General features: G+C 56.0%; 14 protein-coding genes. 4 read left to right on the plus strand and 10 right to left on the minus strand.

What is annotated here, in order from left to right:
• The first annotated feature begins 153 nt into the window (after positions 1-153).
• Positions 154-1,887: a sensor domain-containing diguanylate cyclase gene (locus QWI16_RS03775; RefSeq protein WP_302711409.1), complete on the plus strand. Its 1,734-nt coding sequence runs from the start codon at positions 154-156 to the stop codon at positions 1,885-1,887.
• A 407-nt stretch (positions 1,888-2,294) separates the two neighbouring features.
• Entirely contained in the window at positions 2,295-3,443 is a 1,149-nt protein-coding gene (locus tag QWI16_RS03780) for a helix-turn-helix domain-containing protein (protein ID WP_302711410.1), read from the plus strand.
• Between the two features lie 4 nt (positions 3,444-3,447).
• Here the strand turns inward: QWI16_RS03780 and QWI16_RS03785 are convergent, their stop codons facing one another.
• From QWI16_RS03785 to QWI16_RS03830, 10 genes are all read right to left on the minus strand, one after another.
• The gene (locus QWI16_RS03785; RefSeq protein ID WP_302711411.1) at positions 3,448-5,583 is read right to left on the minus strand and encodes a glycoside hydrolase family 16 protein; all 2,136 of its coding nucleotides are present in this window, start codon (positions 5,581-5,583) and stop codon (positions 3,448-3,450) included.
• A gap of 461 nt (positions 5,584-6,044) precedes the next feature.
• Positions 6,045-11,270 carry a di-heme oxidoredictase family protein gene (locus tag QWI16_RS03790; protein WP_302711412.1) on the minus strand — a complete coding sequence of 1,742 codons (5,226 nt, stop codon included), beginning with the start codon at positions 11,268-11,270 and terminating at the stop codon, positions 6,045-6,047.
• 410 nt (positions 11,271-11,680) lie between these two features.
• Complete coding sequence (locus QWI16_RS03795; protein WP_302711413.1) at positions 11,681-12,814, minus strand: helix-turn-helix domain-containing protein; 1,134 nt, start codon at positions 12,812-12,814, stop codon at positions 11,681-11,683.
• A 239-nt stretch (positions 12,815-13,053) separates the two neighbouring features.
• Positions 13,054-13,812: a cupin-like domain-containing protein gene (locus QWI16_RS03800; protein WP_302711414.1), complete on the minus strand. Its 759-nt coding sequence runs from the start codon at positions 13,810-13,812 to the stop codon at positions 13,054-13,056.
• A gap of 2 nt (positions 13,813-13,814) precedes the next feature.
• A complete protein-coding gene (locus QWI16_RS03805; protein WP_302711415.1) occupies positions 13,815-14,516 on the minus strand; it encodes a SapC family protein in 702 nt (233 codons plus the stop codon).
• Between the two features lie 42 nt (positions 14,517-14,558).
• A complete protein-coding gene (locus tag QWI16_RS03810) occupies positions 14,559-15,266 on the minus strand; it encodes a DUF6445 family protein (RefSeq protein WP_302711416.1) in 708 nt (235 codons plus the stop codon).
• A gap of 3 nt (positions 15,267-15,269) precedes the next feature.
• The gene (locus tag QWI16_RS03815) at positions 15,270-16,763 is read right to left on the minus strand and encodes a tryptophan halogenase family protein (RefSeq protein ID WP_302711417.1); all 1,494 of its coding nucleotides are present in this window, start codon (positions 16,761-16,763) and stop codon (positions 15,270-15,272) included.
• A 32-nt stretch (positions 16,764-16,795) separates the two neighbouring features.
• The gene (locus tag QWI16_RS03820) at positions 16,796-17,803 is read right to left on the minus strand and encodes a cupin-like domain-containing protein (RefSeq protein ID WP_302711418.1); all 1,008 of its coding nucleotides are present in this window, start codon (positions 17,801-17,803) and stop codon (positions 16,796-16,798) included.
• Positions 17,804-17,819: 16 nt separating this feature from the next.
• Positions 17,820-18,551 carry a SapC family protein gene (locus tag QWI16_RS03825; protein ID WP_302711419.1) on the minus strand — a complete coding sequence of 244 codons (732 nt, stop codon included), beginning with the start codon at positions 18,549-18,551 and terminating at the stop codon, positions 17,820-17,822.
• A 245-nt stretch (positions 18,552-18,796) separates the two neighbouring features.
• Entirely contained in the window at positions 18,797-21,808 is a 3,012-nt protein-coding gene (locus tag QWI16_RS03830) for a TonB-dependent receptor (RefSeq protein ID WP_302711420.1), read from the minus strand.
• Between the two features lie 566 nt (positions 21,809-22,374).
• On the opposite strand from QWI16_RS03830, the gene QWI16_RS03835 reads away from it, so the two are divergent.
• Together QWI16_RS03835 and QWI16_RS03840 are read left to right on the plus strand one after the other, a co-directional pair.
• Entirely contained in the window at positions 22,375-23,664 is a 1,290-nt protein-coding gene (locus tag QWI16_RS03835) for a DUF3300 domain-containing protein (protein ID WP_302711421.1), read from the plus strand.
• A gap of 131 nt (positions 23,665-23,795) precedes the next feature.
• A complete protein-coding gene (locus QWI16_RS03840) occupies positions 23,796-25,826 on the plus strand; it encodes a TonB-dependent receptor plug domain-containing protein (RefSeq protein ID WP_302711422.1) in 2,031 nt (676 codons plus the stop codon).
• Positions 25,827-25,843: the final 17 nt, after the last annotated feature.

The raw sequence follows: 25,843 nt of genomic DNA on the forward strand, positions 1-25,843 counted from the left end.
ACAAATCCCTCTTGACTGCGAGCTTGTCACGCCATCATAGCCTATTGCTGAACGCCCCCCAAGCCACTCAGCAAAACATGGGATAATTGCGCCATTACCGGCGGATTTAACGTTATACTCAGAAAAAACACACTCTTTAGTCAGTATGCCCGAATGACCATGGCCACCAAGATGCCCGCAAAATGGTGGGTGCTTTGCGCGTTCACTGTGCTGTTTGCCGCAATGGCGCACTCTGCAAGCGCCCAGCCGTTGTGGGCAAACGATGCGCACATCTTCATCAGCGACAAGCCGCATTCGCTTAGCGAGATTATCGCGAGTGACGGCTGGCGCCCCTTTACCCGCGAGGACGTCAATCAGGGGATTAGCGACGCACACTACTGGCTCAAATTCACTTTGATCAATGACGAAGCCAAGCCAATTTTTCGTATTCTCAGTGCGGAAATCAGCTACCTGGATCAAATGACTGTCTATTGGCGCGCGAGTGACTCGGATGCCTTAGAGGAGCACCACTTTAGCGACCGGCAAAACTTTGACTCCCGTGCGCTGTTCTATCGCACGCTCGCCACACCTCTGACGGTGCCGCCGATGGGCTCGCTTGACGTCTACCTGCACGCGCACCAGAGTAAACCCGACTCGGTAAGCTTGCGCTTTTTGCTGGAAGCCCCGCCGGATTTTGGCGCCCGCCAACAAATGGAGTATTTGTGGTTTGGGGTCTTCTACGGCGCCCTGGCCATTATGATCATCATGGCACTGGTGTTTGCCGTATCCCTCAGACAGCGCAACGCGCTCTACTACGCGCTCTTCTTGCTTTGTTCGCTGGTGTTCTGGCTGATGCTCAACGGGCTAGGCTACCAGTACCTCTGGCCGCACGCGGTCTGGTGGCACAACGAGGGGTTCCACCTGGTCTACCTGGCCTTTGTGGTGTCGGCGCTGCAATTCAGTAAGCACTTTTTGCAGCTTGTGAGGCTCGCACCGCGGCTCCATACGTTAATCAACGTTTTACAGCTGCTCGCACTGGCTGGGGTTGCCTTGCGAATCGCCGGGCTCTATCTGCCGGTACTGGTGCTCTCCTATACGCTGCTCGCGGCCCTGGCCTTGCTGATTCCCCTCGCCAGTGCCATCGCCTGGCGCCGCGGGCTGGACTACGCTCTGTGGAGCCTGCTCGCCTGGCTCATCTACGCCCTGGGACTGCTGGCAAGCCTGATCAGCGCCGCCACCAGCATCGCCAGCTGGGGCATGGCACCGCTGATTACTGTCCAGGCGGCCTGCCTGCTGGAAACACTATTCTTAATGATCGGCCTTTCCAAGTGGCTGGTTCAGCTGGAGCTGGATCACCAGCGCGCCATCACCCTCGCCCACGAGGACCCGCTCACGGGGCTCGGTAACCGGCGGCGCCTGCAGAGCGCCTTTGAACAGATTTTGCTCACCATGCCCCAGGACAAGCGGCCCACCTACCTGATCATGATCGATTTGGACTACTTCAAGGCCATCAACGACACCTACGGCCACGACGCCGGCGATCAGGTGCTGGAGGAGGTAGGCGCGCTGCTGCGCAAAGTCTGCCGCGATGAGGATGTAACCACACGCTTTGGCGGCGAAGAATTTGCGGTGCTTGTACGCGCCCCCGACCAGGACACCGCCGCACACATTGCCGAGCGAATCCGCGCCGAATTTGCCGACACCCCCACGCAATACCGCAACCAGAGCATTCCCCACACCTTGAGCTGCGGCATTGCCGAGGTGCTCAACGAGCACTGGCAGCCGAGTGTGCAGGAAATGATGCGGCGGGCCGACGAGGCCCTGTATCAGGCTAAGGCTGCCGGTCGCAATCAGGTTCATTTGTACAGTGACCAGACAGCTGATAGTCCTACGGACATTAACCACTGAGTTTGCTAAGGCTAGTGTCCTGTCCGAGAAGTTCACTTAATTTCAGAGCGCCGTTGTGGTGCTAGGACAAGGCGCGTGCCGCCGCCAATAGTGGTTCTATTGGCAAGGTGCGCAACACCGTACTAGTGCCACACCGGCGCTCCCGCAGGGCGCGCCCTACAAGGGCTCTGACTGTGTTGCCTACAGGGATGCAGGTAAGGCGCGAGTGCAGGAGGCGGTAAGCTTTGCGTTTCTTGCAAAGGGCTACGGCCATTCGCTGCGAACCGCGCCTTGCCAGAGCCCTTGTAGGGCACGCTGAAAATATGCGAACTTCTCGGACAGGACACTCGATTCGCACATACTGGCTGCTATTTCGCTATAATAACCGCCAAAGCCCTCACAATAACGACAAGCCATAAGCCGTTCCTATGGAAGCCTATATCTTTAATTTCCACGATGTCGTGCTGTTTATGACGATCATCGAATGCATCATGCTCGCGCTTTTCCAGTGGGCACTGCCAACGGGTCGTCACCTGTCCAGTACCATGCTGATCGGCTTTTTGCTGACCACCAGCGTGCAGAGTATCTGTGTGCTGCTACTGTGGAACGATATGGTCCACACGGCGGATTTCTTCGACCTCAAGGTGGTGCCCTATCTGCTGCTGGCGGCCACCCTGGGCAAGGGGCCACTGCTGTATTTTTACGTCGCCTCGCTGACCGAGCAGGAGTTCAGCCTCAAGCGCCTGCACGCACTGCATTTGTTGCCGATACTGATCAGTTGGGTGCTGCTACTTTTGATGGGCATCGACAGTGACGCCATGCGTTGGCGCGGCGAGGGGCAAACCGAGCTGTCATTGTCCACGGTGAACTTTCTCTGGCATTGCTCGAAAATCGTGCCCTTTCTTTACGGTATTGCCTCGGTGATTCTGGTGTACCGCTACTACACCTCGCTGAAAGATCAGTATTCATCCTTCTCTACCAGCGAGCCCGGCTGGCTCACCGCCCTGGCTTTGGGTTTCGCCTTCTACTGGGTGCTCTCACTGTTTGTCCACATCAGCGCGCAGTTTATCTCGGAGGAAATGTCCAACTATCTGGGCATCGCGGAAAACTATGTGGTGTTCGTGCTCATCAACGCCCTCTTTGCATACAGCGCCGCCTACGCTCATCGCGTACTGACCACCAAGCCGGTGGCCACCAAAGAGGTGATGGCTGAGCAGCCCGACGAAACAGCCATCGACAAAGTGCGCAACGGCATGGAAGAACAAAAGCTGTACCTGGAGCACAACCTCAATATCGAAGAGTTTTCCAACCGAATCGATCTGCCGGTACGGGATGTGTCCGGCGTGATCAACAAACACTTCGGCACCAACTTTTTCGAGTTTATGAATTCCTACCGGGTGGAGGAAGCCAAGCGCCTGCTCGCCGATCCGGGCAGCAACGACTTGACGATTTTGGACATTCTTTTGCAGGCGGGCTTTAACAGCAAATCGGCGTTTCACCGCTTCTTCAAGCGACTGGTGGGTATCTCACCGTCGGAGTTTCGCAAGCAGGCGGCCCAGCAAAGCAAGACCGCCTGATCGCTCAGGGGCCCTGGTAGTGAACGTTGTCCACTTGCAAATGAACATTGGCCTGTGACTCCCAAGGCGGGAGGATCACGAAGGGGGTGTTCACACGGGACAGGTCCAGCCCCCCGGCAACCAAATTATTCACCGGTACGCTGACACTCTCCCACTCGCCCACGCCCACCATACCGACGGGAATATTGCCGGAGGAGCAGGGATTGTTACAGTCGGCCTTGATGATCAGCTCGGAGGCACTGGCGTAGTCCAGCACTTTGACATCAAAGTTCAGGGTGCCGCCGGCAAAAGCTGACATATCCTTGGTGCTGGTGGCCTGAATAAACGCCAGGCCGCTGCCGCCGGTATCACCAAACTGTACATCCAGTACCTGGCCCCTTTCGGCTTCGTCGCTGTCGATAATGCTGGCAGTCACCTGGCCCGCGGCGGTCTCGTAGATCCCGAGGCCAAAATCCCAGTTCACATCAATGGCATCGTCAAACACGGTATGGGGCGGTTCTATCACCGGCGACTGACCCGCGAGAATGGCCTGCGGGCCGCAATCGCCCGCGCATTCCAGGGCAATATTGTTCAGCAGAATATCCGCAGCGCCACCGGAGACTTCCAGCACAAAGGCGTTGGTGACTTTGGCAAAATCCACTTGGCCGGCTTCAATATTATTCGGCTGCAGGCTGCGCAGCGGCACGGCGATGCGGGTCCACTCACCAACCGGCGGATCAATTTCCGCGTAGCTGACATTGGGCCAGCCACTGTCGAGCTTCACAAGCAGCTCGGCGCTCTCGGCTTTACTCTGCACGAAGATATCAAAGGCCAATTGGCCGGTATTGACCATGGAGGACAGGTTCAAGCCGCCGTCCACCCCGCTGACACCAGCCATGCTATCGGTCGTCAAGAAGATGTTGGCCACACCAAAAAACTGGGCGTGCCAAAGCGTATTGCCATCTTGCATAAAGGCCGGGTCCGCCACCAGGTTGCCGGGGGTGGCCTGATAAAAAGCCGGGGTCAGTGTGTGCTGCAGCTCGCCCTCTGGGCCCTGCAGCGTCAGGCTGGCCGCTCCATCGCTGTACAGCGAATCGCTCTGCAAGGCAGGCGCAGGCACACCATCGAGCGGCTCGACGTCATCGCTGAGGTTATCGGAGCAACCCTTGCCGGCCTCTACGTCGAGAGCGCACTGATACACGCGCACATACTCCACCTCCAGCGTTTGCGGAAACACGGTGCTAGTATCGGGGTTGCCCGGCCAGTTGCCGCCCACGGCGAGATTCATAATCAGGTGAAAAGCCCGATCAAAAGGCGCTGCGCCCTCACCGATTTTGTAACCCTCGCCGTTACCGGCATCGTAGTAGTTGTACCAGCCATCGGAGGTCTGGGTGGCGTAGTGCACATCGTCCACAAACCAGTGAATAGCACCTTCACTCCACTCCACCGCGTAGGTATGGAATGTCTCCCAAACGTTCTCAGTAGGTGTATAGGAGGTGCCGGTGAATTTGTTACCGGGCCATTCGGCGCCGTAGTGCAAAGTGCCATGCACCTGGTTTTCACCAGCGGCATTGTTATTAACGGCCTCGAGAATATCGATCTCGCCGCTGCGCGGCCAGCCACCGTAGACGCTCTCGGTGGGCAACATCCAGAAGGCGGGCCATATACCCTGGCCTTGAGGCAGCTTGGCCCGCATTTCCATACGGCCGTAGGTGAAGTCACCTTTGTTTTTACTGCGCAGCCGCGCCGAGGTGTAATCGCGCTGTGCGGAGGTGTCATTGGGGTCGTAGCTCGGGTCGTCGTCCCAAGTGTTGGGGCCGGCAAAGCTCTCTTCGCGGGCCACTATGTGCAGGCGCCCGTCGGCCACATAGGCGTTGTCTTCGCGGTCGGTATAGCACTGCAGCTCGTTGTTGCCACCGCCGGTGCAATTGACCTCAAAGCTCCACTTTTCGCTATCAATGCTATCGCCGTCAAACTCATCGGACCAAATCAGCTCCCAGTTTTCATTAAGCGCTACTGAACTGCTGCTGGAGCTGACACTGGAGGAGGATGAGCTGGAACTGCTGGAAGAGGAGGAGGGAGAAGAATCGCTATCGCTGCCACCGCAACCGGACAGCGCGGCGACGGCCAGCACAAGCAGGCCTTGGGTATATCTGGTCATGGTTCTTACCTCAATTATTATATGAACCCCGGAGAACATCAGGAATGGACTGTCGCTATTATTATCGCGGTGAAAAAATCCCCTCCCTTGCGGGAGGGGCCAATCACATAATTAAGGAGAGTCAGTTAAATATTTGCATATTCGCCAGACTCATACAGGCGGCCACCTGACCTGCCACCTGTAGCGTGGGAGTAACCCGGAGAACCGGTTGCCCTTACACCCACAGCATAGAGTGTGGCCTGCTGTTTTGCCGCTTTCGTCCCAGTTCTTGAAATCCCTTAAGATGGGAGCTTTGCCCGACCCACGCCAGCACTGGCCTGCAAACAACCCTGTCCGTTAAGGCCTTTTTGCAGAAGAACCACTTTCCCGTGCTCGCGAAGTGGGACTCACGCCGCGATTGGCTAGCGCACCAACAAAAACGGCGCCCGCAGGCGCCGTTGATTCAGTGGAACTATGAGCCGCTAGAGCGATTCGATAAAGCGCAGCAGGTTGTTGCGCGCCCCACTGGAGAGACCATCGTAAGCCTGCTTGGAGGCCAGGGCCTCGCCGCCGTGCCAGCGAATCGCCTCGTCGATGGTACGCGCGCGCCCATCGTGCAGGAAGTTCGCATCTGGCGTGCAGTACTCGTAGCCATCCAGGCCAAAGGCATCCCAACCGCGGCCACCGGCCACACCACCGGTGACACAGGCAGACAGCCCTACGCCCCACAGAGGTGCGGTGCGCCACTCGCTGCCGCTGGCCTCGCCTTCACCGAGGTTGTCGGCCAGACCGGGACCCATATCGTGCAATAGCATATCGGTATAGGGGCGAATGGTCTGATCGCGCAGCTCCGCCAGCGGGTGGTACTGACTGGTCTGATGCGTGGGCGTATGACAGTCGGCACAACCAATCTGGCTGAAGGTTTGCTCGCCCGCCAACACGGCCGGATCGTTGTAATCACGCTGCGGACGCACACCCAGCAGTGAGACGTATTTCACCAGATGGTCCACTTCACTGTCCGCAATCTCGGCGCCCGAGGGGCCGCAATCGGTTTGCTGGGGACCGCAATCCGGGTTGGGCATGGCGTTGGTCATTACACCCATATCGGTGTTAAACGCCTGCACCACCTGATGCTTCACACTGGCAGTCGCTGCTTTGTAGCCAAAGCGCCCCAGACGCGTTGCGCCGGTTTCCGGATCGGTCACACGGTTCGCACGACCGGAGATACCATCGCCATCGGCGTCGTTGGGATCTTCCAGCGCGAGAATGGCGGCCTCGGGAATGGCTTCAAGCAAGCCGATACCATTGAGGTTGGGCGCCAGACGCGCGGAGAAAGTCTCGGGCGTGCCGGTTGCAAAGGTGTAGTTGGGCGAGCGCAGACCGTTGGCTTCGCTCCAGAAGTCGATCGCAACGCTGCCTTCACCGATCACACCACCGGAGTTCGCCGGCTGCAGAACGCGACCGCGCAGCGGATCCGGGTTGCCATTGGCATCGCCAATTTTGAACACCCAGCGATCCAGATTCTCACCATTGGGGGCGACCGGGGCACGACCATTGCGCTCGTGACAGCCCGAGCAGCGCTCATTGATGTAGTGCGTACTCGACTTGCCCACCATGGGTCCGAAGATCCCGTTTTCGGGATTCTCGTCGTGAGAACCATCGACAAAGGAGGTGTGGTGCACCCGGCGACCAAGCACAAACGGCTGGCCGTTCTCGTAACCGAGGTTGGTCGCCATTTGCTGGAAGTGACCATCGGGTTCGGCGGTCATCTGCACGTGCAGGGTGGTATCACCACCCATGCGGGCTTTTTCCGGTACCGGGATAGAATCGCGCTGCAGATAGTTGCCCGACTGGAAGGCCACCTTATCGGTCACATCCCAGGGCACCATGCCCTGCCCGACGATGTACAGGTAGGTGGTGCCGTAGTAATTGGCACGACCACGCGGTACCGAGCCGTCGAGGAACTGGCTGATCTCAAACTCCAGCTTATCGCCCACCTGAATCGGACGACCTTCACGGCAGTTCCAGCTCTCTTCTTTCCAGTAGTTCACATTGTCGTTGGTTTGCATCACACCGTTGCCGCAGTACTGCGCCAGGGTATTCAGGCCCTCGTACCACCAGCGGTTTTCCGCCTCGGTGTCTGAGAGCTTGAACTCAGTGCGCACGTTCATGCGAATGGTGTCGCCGCCTTTGGCCACATAGTCGATGATCTCGATGGCCGCGGTACGGTCTTCCCAGTAAAAGGTCAGATAGTGATCGTAGGCCTGGAAGTGGTTTTCCTTGGCGTGACGATCGCGGGCACGATCGGCAAAGCGCGTCACCAGCGCATCGCCGCGGTCGTACTGAATGACCGGCTCCAAAGCGGTGTTTTCATCGTACAAAGGCACCACATTGGCTCCGGGCGGAACACTGACCGGGCAGCCATTGCCGTCCACGTTCGTGCCTGGTGCAGTGCCCGGGCACTGATCCTGCGCATCGCTGACACCGTCGCCATCACTGTCGGTCGGGGTCGGATCAGGATCCGGGTTAGAGCCGCCACCCAAGGTATAGCTGGCCCAGGGAGAGTCCACGGCGCCGCCCAGATTAGCGTTCCAGTAAGTGAAGCTGTACTCCACCACATCGCCACTGCTCAGGCCGCTGACGCTATAGGTGTTGCGGCCGGCATTTTGCAGCATGGCCACATTCACCTGGCCGCCGCCATTGACGGTGTAGTGGAGGTCCGCCCAGTCACTGGTGTTCAGGTAGAACTCAACACTACCGGCGCCGGTTTCGGTCACGCCATAGCTGCCGTCATTGTTGCTGATAAGCGCACAGCCGTTGGCGTCCACCTGGGCACCGGCGGCAGTGCCGGGGCACTGATCGAGATTATCGCTTACGCCATCGCCGTCACTGTCGCCAAACACCTGACAGCCATTGGCATCGACGTTCGCGCCTGCAGGCGTGTTGGGGCAGGCATCGGCACCGTCGCTGACACCGTCGTTATCGCCGTCCAGCACTACCGGGCAACCGTTGCCATCCACCTGGGTGCCACCTGCGGTACCGGGGCACTGATCCTGGCCATCGGCCACGCCATCCCCGTCGCTGTCGGACACACCGGTTGTGGGTGAGAGTGCCAACCAGTTGATGTTGAAGGGTACACTGTCGGCGTTCAGGCGGATGGTCGCGGTGCCGTTACCCACGGTAAGAGTACCCAGGTTCCGGGTCGTCCAGCTCTGCCAACCGCCAGTATCACCAACGGCTGCCGTGCCTGTACTGGCCCCGCCAGCGGTCACGCTGATGCTGCCGCCAGCGCCCTGTGAGGCCACTCGGGCGGTGACATCGTAGGTGCCGGCCGCCAGCTCAGCGCTGAACTCGAGCCACTCACCGGGCGCCGTCCAGCCGACGTTGTAGCCGCCACCGGTGTCGGTGGTCGCCTCGATGTCCACATCGTCACTGCGGTAGGCACTGCCGTCGTTGCCGGCGGTGGTGTCGTAGTAGTTGATGTAGTCCTCAGCCTGCAACTGTACGCCACCGGTGGCGCAGCCAGCGCTATTGACACTGCTGCCAGCGGCGGTCGCGGGGCAGAGGTCACTGGCATCGCCAATACCGTCGCCGTCAGTGTCGACGACCACTCGCTCGAGGCCGATCCAGTTGAGATTGAAACCCGCGGCATCCACGTTGACACGCACAGCAGCATTGCCCGCTGCGACATCGAGGGTACCGAGGCTGACGCTGGTCCAGCTCTGCCAGCCGCCGGTGCTATTGACCGGTGCACTGGCGGTGTAAGCGCCGTTGATGCCAACACTTAAAGCGCCGCCACCGTCTTGCGAGGCCACCCGAGCGGTGATCTCGTAGGTTCCGGCCGCCAGATCCGCCGAATACTCCAGCCACTCGCCGGCGGCTGTCCAGCCGACGTTGTAACCGCCATCGGTATCGGTGGTCGCCTCAATATCCACGTTATCAGAGCGGTAGGCGCCGCCACTGTTACCGGCGTCGGCGTCGGAGTAGCTCTCGTAGTCCTCAGCCTGCAGGCGCACACTGTTGGTGGCGCAGCCCAAGGCATTAACACTTGTACCTGCCGGGGTGTTGGGGCAGGCGTCGTTGGCATCGAGCACACCGTCGTTGTCGGAGTCGGTGGGTGTGCTGACCGCGCAGCCATTGCTATCCACGCTGGTGCCGGCAGGCGTGTTGGGGCAGGCGTCGTTCTGATTGGGCACGCCGTCGCCATCGTCGTCCGCCGCATCACCACCACCTTCGTAAACGATGTCATCAATGGCGAGGGAGAAGTTGGCAGAGGGTGTGCCATCGTCGCCGTTGAGGATCACAAAGGGGTATGAGAGCGATTGCATGGCTACCAGCGAACCGCGAAGGTCGGCCACGGGAATGGTAACCGTGCCCCAATCGCCGTTGCGCACCAGACCATACTTGCTCTCTCCGGCCGGGAAGTTAATGTAATGCTCGTTGGTGTAGGTATCGGTAATGCCCACTTTAAAGGAAACATTGGCCGGCACCTTGATGCGGAACTTGAGCTGACCGTCTTCAAAGTTGCTTAGGTTTACCGCTTGGCGCGCCTGGATACCGCCGCCAAACCACTGGCCTGGCGCTGTGTAGTCCCAGCTGATGACATTGCCGCCCTCTGCGGGCGCTTCATTGCCACCGACCAGAGAGCCAGTGCTCCAGATATAGACGTCTGAGCTGGAGCCAGCTTCCAGTTTGTTGCTGGTGGGCGTGTTGTCGGTAAAGACACCAAAGGTGCCCACTTCAGGCTGGGAGCTGTTGCCGAGGATCACCTCGCCCTGGCCGTCATACTCGTAGACGCGTACATAGTCGATGTACATTTTTGCCGGTAAAGGCGCAGTCACCTGGCTGTTTTGCAGCGCATCGGTAAAGTTACCGCCCACGGCCAGGTTCATCAGCAGGTAGAAAGGCGCGCGGAACTCTTCGGACTCTTCAGTGATGCCGATAGGCGCGTCGTACATATCGTACTCAACACCGTTATCCACCGCGGTAAAGCGCAGGGAATCTTCCGTCCAGTACAGGCGGTAAGTAATAAAGCGGTCGTTCATGGGGGTTGAGGAAACGTAGGCGTTATCCGTCTCCCAGGCCGACATGGCCGCACAGGTTGGGTTGCCCTCAACGCAGGCACCCTCAGCGTAAAAGATGGCATTACCACCGACAAAGTTATTGACGCTGGTGCCCGGGTAGAGCTTGTCAATCTCTTCCTGCCGGTGCCCCATCTCCATCATATCGATCTCGCCCTTGGCAGGCCAGCTGGCGGTGCTGGTGCCCAGCAGCCAGAAAGCCGGCCACAGGCCCGTATCGAGGTTGGGGACGCGTATGCGGGTTTCGATCATACCGTACTGCACGGCCACCGCGTTCTGGCTATCCAGCTTGCCCGAAGTAAAGGCGCTGCCGCCGACGTTTTCGGCGCGGGCCTCAAACACCAGAGCCGAGTTACCCGGCTCACCGGGTACCGCTTCGATGGAAACATTGTCGCCCTGGTAGTATTCCAGCTCCTGGTTACCCCAACCGCACAGGTTCGGGCCCAACTGGCAACCATTGCCTTCAATGACGTTCCAATGCTCGGTATTGAGTGAATTAAAGTTGTCTTCCCACAGCAGTTGGCCGACTTGCTGGGCGTGGGAAGGTACGGCTGTTACGGCTGCACTGAATGCGGCAATACCTATCAGCGTGTGCCGACCAGTATGACGCGATTTGCGCGTTAACATAGCTCTACTCCAGGGTTGATTATTTTTAAAGTTCCCTTGGGATATCGGGTTGCGCCTCCACCATCGTGGGCGCGATTGCGTTTCCTTATGCACAAACACAGGGCGTACTCTGGACTCACTTATGACGCTTTATGGGGAGCAAATCCGCCACCCGCACCTGCTTTGAGCATTACAAGCTAGCGCTTACGCCTTGAGAATTCGTCACCTTTTCGCGAAAGGCGCAATCTGTGACCGACATTTTTACCGTACTTGGCTGCAGGCCAGACAGCGCGTGGCCTGCGAAGCAGCAGAAATAGATGCCAATTAGCGAAAGTCACACCTTCCCACCTTGCTATTTGAGTCAAAAAAACTGGGATAACAGAAGTGGAACACGCAAAAAATGGGTTGGCCGCCAAACCTTTGGCGGATGCTCAATCACTGTGCATATTCTCCCGGCGGTATTCAGTAGGGGACTGCCCGACCATACGGTTGAAAAAACGGTGGAAAGAGGACTTATTGTTAAAGCCCGAGGCAAGCAATATATCGAGGATGGTCATTCTTGCACTCTTGGGATCAGCCAAAAGCTGTTTGGCATGTTCCACTCGATGGTGATTGATGAACTCGAAAAAGCGGGTCCCCAATTCCCGATTGATAGCTTGCGAGACCAGGCGCGGTGGCACACCGACACGCTCGGAAAACTGGTCGATATTAATACTCGGTTGCAAATGCAACTTATGCACATCTATGCCGGTTCTGATGGCCTGGAGCACATCCTCCGAAACCAGCGGCAAGTCGGGGGCGTCTTCCTCGGCATTGTCGTCGTCGCCAAGACTCCAGGTGTAAGCCAAGTTGTAGAAAATCAGGCCGTTCATCAATAAAAACCGAATAAAATTGTGTGAAGTTCCTACACGATCGGCGACCGGCCCACCCACAGTATCGGCCACAAAAATCACCAAAAACGACCAGGCCCAACTCACCAAAAAGCAAATGCTCAGCACCGCCAACCATGTCATTTCCGAAGAAGGCAGAGATGACAAGCGCTGCTTTGCCCGGCGCATATGCTGATTGAGCGCAACCACAGACCAAAGCGCATAGCCCACCGAAACCAAACTCGACAGATACCAGATGTTGCTGGCCAACCGGTCGGGGGCGGTTTCATCAAAGCGCGATTGTAAATCGGCAGAGCTCACACCGACCCACCAAGCCAAGACCACTGCCACCACGGCAGGCAAGGCATGACACCAATGCCACCACCCTCTGGGAGATGAACCACGAAGCAAAGAGGAGACATACAGATAAAACAAAGGACCGCGGGCAAAATGGCTAAAAGTAAAGGTGAGGGCCAACAATCGCTCCCTTGGCCAGCCACTGACCGGGAACGCCGGATTCCACATAATCAGATTAGTAAGCATATCAATGGCCACCACCAGCAGAAACAACGCCAACCAGCCATTAGCGCTTTTGTTCGCGCCGGTCAACACCGAGCGGTAGGCAGCCAAGAGTAAGACTTCGAAAATGGTGATGATCAAAAACAGATCATGCAGGTTAAAAATTCGATCTTCCACCTATGCATCTCTTTATTATTAATAAGGCATATTGAAACCATCCGTGAGCATCCAGCCAACCGGTGCCGGAGAAAAGCGCCCTGCCTTTTCTATTGTAATTAAACGGGTCGCAAGCAAATGCCTACAGGCTCACACGCTTTCGCGAAGGCAGCGTCCGGCTTGCAACACTGACGACCAGACCAGCTTTTTCCGCCGCAATACCCGGCATCGGATAAAAACTAATACCAAATCCATGGCGATCAGTCTCGCCACCAAAAATTCACCAGTACGTTGACAGAGCCCAGCGCCTCAACGTTGTGCCACCAATTGGTTGGAATGTAAATTACATCGCCCGGCCGCAAGGTCGCGCACTGGGCATTGCGTAAGGCCCGCTCGAAACGCGGAAAGGCTTTGAGATTCGGCGCCTGCAGATCCACAAGGCTCACTACGCGTCCAGCGGGTGTAAGATCTGGTGGCCCTAGATAAAGATTTTCCTCTTCATCCGGGGGAAACAGGACAAACTTTCTACTTCCTGCCGCCACACAGGCAAGATTCTCAGAATCGTCATTGTGAGTGGCCACCACGGAGGCATTGCCAAACCAGATACTGGGAGCGACGGAGGAAGGCAGCACCCGCATGGGCGTTTCTACTTCCAGGCCCGGCAAATACTCTTCTATTTTTTTTGAACCCACATAAAAAGTCGGCGGATTGGGCTTGTCACTCAGCGCCTCGAGTATTTTAAGGGCCTCGGCGAGATCGCCGTTTAACCGATCAAAGTTAAAGCCGCTTAAGTCCGGCTTATAGAACAGTCTCCCGCCTTGGGACGAGGGGGCGATCATCGCCTGAAATGGGTGACCAACATCAAACGAGCGAAGATAGTCCGCCAGCGCTGGCAAGCCTGAAGCGGCCTTTTTAACCAACGTCCAGTCGGACACCATACCGCGGATAACCGCCGGCTGATTATCCCTTTGAAGACTTTTGACATCGTCCAGTGCGTCAAGCTCTGCAATGGGGTTCATGCTTAGCCTTTTGCGGTCACCATTCGTCTGGCCAGATTACTGACCGCACCAATAGAGTGAAGATGAGCGTAGGTCCAGCCGAGCCACCCTTTGTGGTACCAATCGACGATTTCTTCCTCGGTCAGCGCACTATGAAACTCGTTAGTGTCGACAACGAAAAAGTCGTCCAGCTTAAGGCTGGAACCTTTCATTTTTACTTCAACGTCGGATCTTACCAGCAGGCCTTTCACCTTTAGTGCAAAGGTATACTCGAGGGTCATACGGTGCATGGTTTCGAGCTGATTTAAATACTGCAGTATGCCCTGAAGAAATTCTGAAGGATTACCCGCATCATCGAACAGTCGATCACCTTCTGTCTCGGAAAAATGGGGCGCCGACTCATCGATCATCACCACACTTTTATCCTCTGCCAGCGCAAAAGGATAGCGTTTGACAAATTCCGGGACGTAAAACCCCTGCCACGACTGTCCCAGCTGATGGCCACCCGAAGTCAGGGACAAGAGCGCAACTGGCAGGAAACTACTGCCCGACTCGGTGAACATCACAGGATAATCACGGCTGGCTGGGAAAAATTCGTTGCCAGACAGTGGAACCGCGTTTACGCCTGAGGCATAGCCATACCCCTGCTGCGCATTAAACCGCAGCGCCTGATGCTTATCCCGCGCCAGAGGCGCGGGTTTGTTATAAAAAAGTAACTCTGCCATTATTCTTTATCCTAATCTGCGAGCGTTTATGCCCGGGTAAACTCAACTTGTTTCAAAATCAATAAATACATTGGCGGTCAGCCGGCCACGCGCCGGATCACTACAGACATCCCGTTGCTGCGACACCAAACCGCTGTGAAGTAAGCGGCCGGGATACATCACCAGCCGATTGCATCGGTAATCAACTTTTTCGTAGCACTGGAACTGACGCGACGACTCGCCCATATAACCGGGCTGCGGAAATCCCTTTACGGCCATAAAAGACAATACGGACTGTTGATACAATTCCCTTTTCTCTGTCGAAATCGCCTCGAATCCGGTAGGCAAATGTCGAAAAAATCCAGTTCCTCCGAATTCGCCCTCGTTCAGGTAGTGCAAAACGGCGTAGTAATGCCGCTTGGTGGTATCAAAATGAGGCAGCCTCTGCATCACCGACAGCTCACTCTCATTGGTCGTCAGTAAGGAGAAGTAAGCCATGGAAACCTCCGGGCGACGCGCTTGCGGAATAGAAAACTCACTTCTCAACAACGGCTCGCAAAAGGCGAGCACGTGATGGACATAATCATCCGGCAGGCAAGCCCGAAGACCTGGGTAGCTGGTCTTACCATCCGGTCTGTAATCGAGATTGCCGCATGCGACTTTCTGTATGTCGGCAAGGCTGTCAGAAAAATCGTCAACAACCAGAATTTTGGCATCATCTGATCCGATACCATAGACTTTCACATTAGCCGAGGGCTTGCTTGCCAGCACGTGTCACACCACAGTCGATTTACAGTAATACTCGATAAACTCATGATGCTCGGGTAAGCGCTCTACCTTTTGCTTTGTCGACATCAATGTGTCTTTTAAAAACTCACCCAGCGAATCGTCGGCCATAGTGTCGACCACGGGGTGATAGGCATCGGGCATTAGGCCCTGCCCCATCATCACCTGCACCCAGGACTCCTCGGCAAACAAATCTAGGTCCTTTTTAAAAATCTTTCCGGTTTCTTTGAACAGTTTAATGCGATGGCTTAGCGAATCCGGCACATCCATGGTGCGGCAATAGCGCCAAAAGTCACTGTCATCCCGATCCGTCACATGATAGTGCAAAATAATAAAGTCTCTGATGCTCTCAATCTCATCACGACACTGCTGGTTAAACTCATCCACTTGGCTTTGCTTTATGCCATTGGAAGGGAAAAGCTGAACAAGGCGGGTGATTGAGCGCTGAATCAAGTGAATGCTGGTTGACTCCAAAGGCTCCAGGAAACCACTGGAAAGACCAATGGCGACACAGTTTTTCTTCCAGTGGACTTTGCGCGAGCCGGTGGTGAATTTTATCACCCTCGGGTCGGTTAACAGCTTTCCATCCACATTCTCGGCAAGAAACGTTTTGGCATCCTCGTCAGACAAATAATCACTGGAGAAAACTAGCCCGTTGCCTGCACGGTTCTGCAAAGGGATTCGCCACTGCCAGCCAAAGGGCCTGGCAATAGAGCGTGTGTAGGGTAAGGGAGGCGCCGTTAGTTCTGTTTGCGCGGCAACAGCGCTGTTGCATGGCAGCCAGTGTGACCAGTCGTCGTAGCCGGTACCGAGCGCCTCACCAATCAAGAGTGCGCGAAAACCGGTACAATCCACGAACAGATCGCCCTCTACCGTCTCCCCTGACTCCAGAAGAATAGACTTTATAGAGCCATCATCTTGATCGAGATTAACTTTGGCGATGGTGCCCTCTTTGCGTACAGCGCCGTACTTTTCACTCACTTCGCGAAGAAATTTCGCGTACAAGCCGGCGTCCAAATGGTACGCATAGTTAACGCCGTTTTTAGGCACTACGGCAAATTTCTTCATTCTGGCCGCGAGGTGCTCGGCGCAGTAGTCACCGTATTGGGACACGTCAATACCGCGCTTTTTAGCTCCCACCCAGAAGTGATGAAACTCGGCCGCCCAGTTGCTCTTTCCCGCAAAACCAAACGAGTGTACGTAGTCTTTGCCTAAATCGTGCCAGCCCTCAAACGAGATACCCAGCTTGAAGGTGCCGTTGACCCGGGACAAGAACTCTTTTTCTCCCAAATCAAGAACTTTGTGAAAGTTGATAATGGGCGGAATCGTCGCCTCGCCGACCCCAACGGTGGGGATAGCATCGGACTCAACCAAGGTCAGCTCAACCCCCCGGCCCAAAGATTTGGAGATCAGGGCGGCAGCCATCCACCCCGCCGTTCCGCCACCGGCGATGACTACTTTCTTTATTCTTGTATTGTTCAAAACTCTCTCCCAACAATCTGCTTTACAGGATACTAGGGTCTGTTGAAAATGGACGCCAAATGGGCCCGGATTCTCTTTGCCAGACTGCGATGCGCCGGCGCCAGGACGCCGAGAACTTGAGGCGGAATATGCCGGTGATTGTCTTCCTGATAGTCAAAAATGTAGTGATTAAAAATATTTTTCCATATTTCGCGCTGCTCCTGCGGCAGGCCCCGTAAGCTCAACAGCGCATGGTGCAAAACATACTCTGGATTGCTCATATAATCGGGTTGACTCCGCCACCAGTAGTTCACCAACACATTCAGGTTTTCAAGTGCCCTTACGTGATGCCACCACATACCTGGAATAAACAGCGCATCCCCCGCGCCGAGCTCCACTACTCGCTTTTGCTGCTCCGCTATTTGGTATTTGGGAAATTTTTCCAAATCCGGATTGTCGATATCCACAAGGCTGATTGGCCGGCCTGAGGGCGTAACATCCAAGGGGCCAACGTATAGATTCTCCAGCTGATCGGGTGGAAACAAACTGAAGCGTCGCCGCCCCGCCACATTGCAGACAATATTGTTGGGGCAGTCATAGTGTGCAGACACCACGCTTTGATTGCCCAGCCAAACACTGACCAAAGGTTCCGAGACTCCTTCTAGCGTGAGTCGGTTATCCTCCTGAAAACCCGGCAACCACTCATCTACAAGCGTCGAGCCTATATAGTAAACAGGTGCCTCAGCAGCACCCCGACCCTGCTCAAGCAAACGCAAAACTTGTGACAGGTTTGCCTCTGAGCGTTTGAAATTAAAACCACTGTAGTTATCGTTATAAAATATTTTTCCCTGCGCCGAAGGATCACACTGGTAGTAAGTAACTGGCCGCCCCTGATAAAACCTTTCAAGGTATGCGCTCACCTGTGCGTCCGACTGCAAGCCAGCCTCAACTACGGGCCAGTGACTTACCAGCCCCCGAAGCAATACCGGCTCGCGTGACGAGAGCACCCAGTCAGGAATAACACCCGCGGTAGATGCGCTCACCGACTTTACTGTATTCATAACAAGCGCCTGAAGATCAAGCCTCCTGATAGTCGATGGCTTCGCGCTGACTCTTGAGCTTAATGAGCTTTTTCACATTGGCCAGAGAGGCCACCGCCATGTAAATAGGCAGCAGGTAACCGAGCTTGTTAAGCTCATCCAGAGCCTCGCCGCTCAAACCGGCAAGGACCTCCTCGTTAATGGTGTGAAAGCCGAGGAGCTGGGCTTGACGACCTGTTTCAAGCGTGATGTCAAAGGTCACGGGTTCGAGCAAGTTGTACTTGTTCAACACCTTATCAAAATTCTCGCCCTGCTCGCCCCACAAGTGAATGGTTTCGAGTGCCGAGGCCATATAATCCAGAAATTCGGTTTGTTCACCAAACTCCGAGAACAGGCTGCTACCATCGGTCTTGCTCACGCGAGGGCTGCTCATGTCGATATGCAGCACGCGAACGACACCGTCCTGCCCTTTCTGAAAGCCTATCTGAAAGGGTTGTCTTTGCATCATCAAAGGGATGTAACCCGCGTTCCAGCCGGCCTCTTCGAGAAACAGGTTTTCACCGTCCTCCAGGCCAAAAAGGGCGACAACAATAAACCGGTCGGAATCTCGGACTTTTTGAAACACAATGGGGTAATGTGGCTGAATATAGCGCAGCTCCAGAGGGAAGGTCTGCACCAGCATGACGTTGTCACCGAGCTCTTCGGCCCGGCGCGTAATGACTTTGACGTCCTTGTGATCAATCTTATTTACCAACTCTACACTGCTCATAGCATTCTACGCCTTTTGACTTGTACTCTTATCGGGCATGCAACAATGAGTATGACGCCAGACTCCACCAATATCCAGCCCGAAGGGCAGTTCTTGGCACTGTTTCTCTCTTAGCTGGACAGAGCCCGTCAGCTGACACCTGCCCACTCACTCAGCCTAACCGATATACGGCCAAGGACAAAAAAGCCGCTGATAAACAGCGGCTTTTTCATGCGCATAGCGCGCGTTACAAGACTACACTTTCGTTAGAAAGTGTAGCGAGCACCAATGTTGTAGCGTGGACCACTGGTGTACACGCCTTTGGTCAACAGGTCTGTACGCCCGAAGTTCCGACCATACTCATCCGTAACGTTGATGCCTTCCAGGAATATCGTGAAGTTCTCACTGATATCGTAGCTGGCATTCACGTCAATCTGACTATAGTCTTCGACGTAAGTCGGGTTAGCACCGGTACCATCGGCTGTGCCGGCCAGGAACTGGTCGCGCCAGTTGTAGCTAACACGCAGCTGGACACCGTTTTTCTCGTAGAAAGCGATGAAGTTGGCGGTATCGCTCAAGCCAGTCAATGCAAACTGTGCGTTGGCAATATCGTTGTCGTCAAAGCTGGTGTCAGACTCGGCGATAGTGTAGTTCGCCACCACACCAAAACCGGTATCCCAGAAGGTGTGCTGTACCGCGAACTCCCAACCATCGAAAGACGCGTTATCCTGGTTGACGAACTCGGTCACATTGAAGATCACGTTCGGATCGCCCGGCAGGCCGAGAACCCAGCTGGGGAACTTGGTGAAGTCAACACCAGGCTCACCTTCTTCAGTGTTATTGACGATGTAGTCACGAACCGCGCCAGTGCTCCACTGGTTGTTAGGATCAGCGGCAACAGCGGCGTCGCGACGGCTACCCTGAGACGGGTCCGGAGCATCGAACAGCTCTTCCGGCGTTACGGTAGAGCCGATGAAGTTCTCTACGTCTTTCTTGTAGTAACCCACAGACACGTAGCTGGCGTCACCGTAGTACCATTCCACCGACAGGTCGAAGTTATCCGACAGGATTGGCTTCAGGTCGATATTGCCGCGAGTCGCCGCACCACCGGCTGTGCCAGGGAACATAGACTGAGGCGCGATCGGACCACGACCTACAGACAGGGCGCTCATTTGGTTCCACAGCGGACGACCCAAGCTGCGGCCATAAGAAGCACGGACCACTACGTCGTCCAATACATCGACAGCGATATCCAGGCTCGGCAGGAAGTAGTCGTAGCCACCGACACCGTTCTCGACCGGATCTACCGAGTAATCATCGGCAGTCAGCAGGTACATCTCGTTACCGCCGATCCAGGCAACTTCACCGGTGAACTGATCTTCGATCGGCGTGGCGTAGGAGCGGGTTTCAGTGTCTTCCCAGCGCACACCCAAGGCAGCTCTGGTGCGCATACCGGCGATGTCGGTATCCATGTTGAGCTGGACCCAGGCACTGTTTGAATCTTCCTCAATGATGCGCACATCATCGGGAGTCGGGTTCATACAGTAATAGGTGCTACCGTTGGCGCAGTCGGAGAAACCACCGCCATCGTCCAGGTTGTCAGCGGCGTACTGAACCACTTTGTCAAAGTCGGCTACATAGCGGAAGCCCAGGAGGTTTTCGCTGTCGTGACCGCTGACATTGTCAAAGTAGCTGCCAATATCGTCCAGCGTGTAACCATCCATCGGCACATCGCCCGGATTACCCAGACCGCCCCAGGTATCGCGCTGGTTGTTGGCAAAGGTAGAGCGGTTGCTCTGCTCGATGCGAGATACACCGAAGTCCATATCGAACTGATCAGTGAACTCGAAATTACCTTTGAACTGGAACTGATCGATTTCGTGCACCATCCGCGCGTTGCGGAATGAGCTACCAGTGATCTGCAGGTCGCTCAGCTCAACGTCCTTGGAAACGCCCACGTTCAGTACGGGCAGATCTTGGCCCAGGTAAACGGCTGAAGAGTCACGCAGGAAAGCCGAAGTGGTAATAACGTTGCTGTTACCGTAAGGGCTGTCAGGCTTGGACTCTGCTTCCGAGGCGTGCGCATCGAACTCCAGGGTCAGGCGATCAGTGACAGTCCACTCGACGTTCAGGCCCAGAGAGTCATTTTCGTTAACGCTGGCATTGTAACCAGCACCAAAGGTGAGGTCAGCGCCGTTCAGGCCAAACTCTTCGTACATGAGCGGCGACTCAACCACGCCCGCACCGGCATCGGTCCAAGAGGTGCGACGGTTGGCACCGAAGTTAAACCAAGCACCCACATCGGAGAACTTGGAAGACTCCTCTTTCTTGGAGTAGGTGTAGTCCATGGTGGCTACGATGTCGTCGGTAGGCGCGTATTGCAGCACCAATTGGCCGTTGATACGGGTACGCTCGTACTCGTTAAAGCTGTAGCCGGTCTGCTGTGGCACTGCGTAGAGATCACCATCTTCCGGGCTCGGCGGATTGGTGTGGAAATCGGTGTCCTGCAGGTTAGTGATTGCACCCCAACCCTCAGCGCCTGCCTCAAAGTAGCGCCAACCGGTGCCCACTTCTGAATTGGCGTTGCCGCCTTCACGATCCTGATAGCTGAAAGACAGACCCACACCGAACTTGTCATCGGCGAAAGTGTTGCTGTACAGGCCAGAGATTTCAGGTGTCAGGCTCGGATCCGCTGCTGAATCGTCATAAACGCCCTTAACACCCACAGACAGCTGCTGACCGGGGTTTTCAAGCGGACGTGCGGTTTTAATGTTGATGGTCGCACCAACACCACCGGCCGGATTCTCAGCGCGTACGGTTTTGTACACTTCAACACCGCTGATACCTTCAGAGGCGATGTTTGAGAAGTCAAAAGAGCGAGAACCAGAGACGCTGGTGGCCTCAATGGTAGTGCCCGGCATTTGACGACCGTTCAGGGTAACCAGGTTGTAATCCGGACCAAAGCCACGCACGGTCACTTTGGAGCCTTCACCGTTGCTGCGGTTGATCGACACACCGGTGATACGCTGCAGAGATTCGGCGAGGTTGGAATCTGGGAATTTACCGATATCTTCAGCAGAGATCGCGTCTACAACACCCTGAGAGTCCCGCTTGATGTCCATCGAGCGCTCGAGACTGGCGCGGATACCAGTAACGACTACTTCTTCCAGCATATCCTCATCAGACTGGGCAAATGCCAGATTTCCCATTCCGGCCAGAGCTGTAGAGGCAACTGCGGAAGCGATGAGCCTGCGCTTAAAGTTCTGTTTTTTCATCATGGAGCTGATCCTCGAACCATTATTGTTATGTCTTTGAGCCGGCCAAACATCTGCACCGACCAAACCGACGCTAATATCTCGTCCGTGCCGTTAAACCGTCGTCCCACTTTGACGGTGATCGATAACATGGCGTGTCTCACTTTTCCCACCTGAAAGCGGGACTATTTTTTTTCTTTTAATTCAATGAGTTAAAGAAAAGCAGGCAGAAGCTGGCCCAGCAATTTTTTTCGTAAAAGCCAGCCAAAACACCCAACAAAATCATCATAATCGCGTCCAAAAAACGGGCAAACAGTTATGATAGCGCAACCAAATGCACCGCCAAGCGGCACAATTTTCCTCAAGGCTTGCGCCGCTTTCGCCGCGCAAAAGACCGGGTAAGATCCAAAAAAGGACACATGGATAAAATCTGATCAGACGCAGTCCAAGGCTCACGGGCCACTCAATGACCAAACCCGACTGCCGACATTCAGCTCCGGTTAATGACGGTTGCCTAGACTGGCATAAGGGCCTGTTAATATCGTCAGGCTCTTATGCAATTTGGAGGGCCTTGCCCCCGGAGGTTTACCATGGCGTCAATCAAACAATTTCTGTGCCTGACGGTGCTCTGCGCCCTGTCGCTCGGCTGCGCGGCCAATAGCACGCAGGCGCAAGGTGAGAGCGTCTCTCCCCAGCGCTTGCAGCAGCTGCTCGCCCCCATCGCACTCTACCCGGATACTGTGCTGACCCACATTCTTATTGCCGCCACCTACCCCCTCGAAGTGGTACAGGCCGACCGCTGGGCCCAACAAAACTCAGGACTTAAAGGCGAGAAAGCCGTTCAGGCCGCCGAGCACCAGCCTTGGGACCCCAGCGTCAAAGCACTAATCGCCTTCCCCGAACTGCTCTCGCGCATGAGTGAAGACTTACTTTGGACACAAGAGCTGGGCGAGGCTTTTCTCGCGGATGAGGGCGCAACACTGGACGCCGTTCAGACCTTGCGCCAACAGGCCTGGGATAACGGCGCCCTGAAAGATATGGAACATCAGGAAGTGGTCTACGAGGACCGCCAAATTGTCATTCAACCGGTCAGGCGCGAAGTGGTTTATGTACCTTACTACGACACCCGAGTGGTCTACGGCAGTTGGGCCTGGTCGGCCTATCCTCCGGTCTACTGGCCTCGTCCGCCGCGCTACAGCGGCGGCTTTTACTGGGGCTATCATGCACCGGTGGGCAACTGGTTTTACTTTAGCGGGTTTCACTGGAGCCATCGCACCGTAGTGATCAGTCAACACCGCCCTTACTACCACTACCACCACCACAGCTATGGTTATCGCCAGAGGGAGGTGGAGCGCTGGCGCCACAACCCTCACCATCGGCGCAATGTCCGCTATCAGACAGTGAACAGCCGCCAGCACTGGGATCATAACCAACCGAGCTATCATCGCAGCGAGCGCCGGCACGAGCAGGTCACAGAACAACTGCGGCATCACTCGAGCAGGCGCGACGCGGTATTTGGCCAGGATCAGCGGCGGGAAAACGTCAACCGCACGGTCAGGCCAGAGACGCAACCGCAACAAAGTGGGGCAGACCGGGCCACCTCCATCACTGAAAGACGCTCAAACATCAACACCACTCCGCGCAGCCGTGCCATCATGGAGCAGTCGCAAAACCAAAGACGGGTGCCGGAGGCCCGTGCGCCCGCTACAGAGCGAGCCACGCCGAGCCCAACACTACGCCCGAGCCGGCCAGAAGCCTCGGATATGCGCCGGCAGATTCAGCAAAGCCCGCGGAATATCAACCGCTCTGCCGGCCCCAGCCGCCATAGTGGCAGCCCGAGCAGCCGGCGCACAGTAGAGATGCGAGGCGGGCGGCACTGAGCGCCCGCTTGCCCGGCGCTCGGGCATAGCACCCAGTTTGAACTGGCTCATAAAACTGAGCCATTAAACACTCCTGTCACCGAAAGCTCTCTATAATCGCGCGCTCTACAGCCCTTCAAGGACGTTCGATTATGGCTAGCCGCACCCTCCGGTTTCTCTGCTTGCCCCTATTGTGCATGAGTACCGTCAGTCTCGCCGAAGACACTGAGCAATCCCCCATCGAGGAGACGGTAGTGCTCGGTGTTCGCAAGGCCAATTTTACCGAGATCACCGAGGACACCCAGAAGCTGGTGGACATGCCCGGCTCGCTGGGCGATCCGTTGGGCGCCATTACCGCTCTGCCTGGCGTAGTAACGCCGGCCGCCGGCGGGCCACCTGCGGTGCGCGGTTCCTCCCCGGATGACAACCGCTATTACATCGACGGTATGCCTGCAGGCTATATTTTTCACCAGTTCAATACGTCGATTTTTGACGAGAACGTCATCCAGGACTTCCAACTCTTCGCCGCCGGCTTCGGTGCTCAGTACTCACAGGCGACCGGCGCTATATTCGATGTGCGATTGCGCGATCCAGCCAGGCAACCGCTGAGCACCACAGTCAACCTGTCGCTCCTGCGGGCGGGCGTCTTTGTCGAAAGCGCGCTGTCCGATTCAGCCGCTTTTTACCTCTCGGCTCGGGTTGGCCTGATTCAGTTTTTCCTGCCGGAGGATGACGAGCCGGATGAAGACGGCATCCGCATCATCAGCGCTCCCGAGGACAGTGACTACCAGTTCAAAACCCAGTGGGACCTCAATGACAATCACAGTCTGAGCCTGACACTCGCCGGTGCGCAAGACTTCGCCGAAGCCGAATTTACGGATTTATCAGACTTTGTGCAGAAAAACCCCGATTATCAGGGCGATGCCATGATCAATCGCGAGTTTGACAGCCAGGGAATCAATTGGCTTTTTCAGGGCGACACCGGCCTTCAAGCCGGCATTACCCTCTCACACTACGCCGATCTGGAAGAGGTGGAGTGGGGCGATAACTATTACCTGGACCTCGAGCTCGACAGTCTTCAGGGCCGCGCCTGGATCAGTGCGCTGGTGGGAGATCACACACTGACACTCGGTAGTGAGTACAGCGAAAACGACTACCACTACAGCACGCGCATGATCCTTTTTGTCTGCACTGAGTTTGATGTCGACTGCGACGAGGACAGACGCGAATTGATCGAAGACGCGCGCGATATCGCTATTGCCGAAAGCAGTGTCTATTTGATAGACAACTGGCAGATAACGGAGAGTGTGAATCTCGAGCTCGGACTGCAGTACGCCGGCAACGACTACACCGACGAATACTTCACCAATCCGCGCGCGGCTCTCACCTGGGACATACTCCCCATTCTCAGCCTGATCAGTTCCGCCGGGCGCTACAATCGCACCCCCAACGTGGAATACCTGCTTCCCACCGTGGGTAACCCAGAGCTCGGCTCGCCACTGGCGGATCACTACACCTTCGGTTTTACCGGCGACATCAACGACCGCTGGAACTGGTCTCTGGAGGCTTACTACAAGGATTTGTCAGAGCTGCCACTGGCACTGGATGAGGATCAACCGGACACCGATCAGCTCTACAGCAACGACGTCACCGGTGAAGTACGCGGCCTGGAGCTGTTTATCAACCGCAATCTCACCGATCGCTGGTACGGCTGGATGTCGCTCAGCTACTCTGTCAGCGAGCGCACCAATACACGCTCGGGCGAAACGCGCGAGTATACGTTCGACACACCCATCGTCTTTAACCTGGTCGGCCACTACGCGCTCACACCAAAATGGGACCTGGGGTTTCGCTTTACGGCCAAAAGCGGCGAGGCCACCACAGAAATTATCGGTGTTCAGGAAAACCCCAACTTTCCGGGGCGCTACCTGCCCGTCTACGGGGAAGCCTACGCCGACCGCCTACCCACCTACACCCGGCTGGATATTCGGGCCGAGCGAGAGCTCACACTGTTTGGCAAAGACGCCAGTTTCTTTATTGATGTACTCAACGTGCTCAACGCCGACAACATCTCTGAGCGCCAGCTCGACTATGAGCAAGTCAACGCCACTGGCGAACTCTATATTGAAGACTCTGCCGAAATGGGTACGTTTGGCTCTGTAGGCGTTAAGGTGACTTTTTAAACTCACCCACTGCGCAT

It is taken from the genome of Gilvimarinus algae, from assembly GCF_030518215.1.
GTDB lineage: Bacteria > Pseudomonadota > Gammaproteobacteria > Pseudomonadales > Cellvibrionaceae > Gilvimarinus > Gilvimarinus algae.

Excerpts from the sequence above, each read along its gene's own strand:
- QWI16_RS03840 (WP_302711422.1), top strand. The coding sequence starts at position 23,796 with ATGGCTAGCCGCACCCTCCGGTTTCTCTGCTTGCCCCTATTGTGCATG.
- QWI16_RS03825 (WP_302711419.1), bottom strand. The coding sequence starts at position 18,551 with ATGAGCAGTGTAGAGTTGGTAAATAAGATTGATCACAAGGACGTCAAA.
- QWI16_RS03775 (WP_302711409.1), top strand. The coding sequence starts at position 154 with ATGACCATGGCCACCAAGATGCCCGCAAAATGGTGGGTGCTTTGCGCG.
- QWI16_RS03820 (WP_302711418.1), bottom strand. The coding sequence starts at position 17,803 with ATGAATACAGTAAAGTCGGTGAGCGCATCTACCGCGGGTGTTATTCCT.
- QWI16_RS03790 (WP_302711412.1), bottom strand. The coding sequence starts at position 11,270 with ATGTTAACGCGCAAATCGCGTCATACTGGTCGGCACACGCTGATAGGT.
- QWI16_RS03830 (WP_302711420.1), bottom strand. The coding sequence starts at position 21,808 with ATGATGAAAAAACAGAACTTTAAGCGCAGGCTCATCGCTTCCGCAGTT.
- QWI16_RS03780 (WP_302711410.1), top strand. The coding sequence starts at position 2,295 with ATGGAAGCCTATATCTTTAATTTCCACGATGTCGTGCTGTTTATGACG.
- QWI16_RS03800 (WP_302711414.1), bottom strand. The coding sequence starts at position 13,812 with ATGAACCCCATTGCAGAGCTTGACGCACTGGACGATGTCAAAAGTCTT.
- QWI16_RS03785 (WP_302711411.1), bottom strand. The coding sequence starts at position 5,583 with ATGACCAGATATACCCAAGGCCTGCTTGTGCTGGCCGTCGCCGCGCTG.
- QWI16_RS03835 (WP_302711421.1), top strand. The coding sequence starts at position 22,375 with ATGGCGTCAATCAAACAATTTCTGTGCCTGACGGTGCTCTGCGCCCTG.
- QWI16_RS03805 (WP_302711415.1), bottom strand. The coding sequence starts at position 14,516 with ATGGCAGAGTTACTTTTTTATAACAAACCCGCGCCTCTGGCGCGGGAT.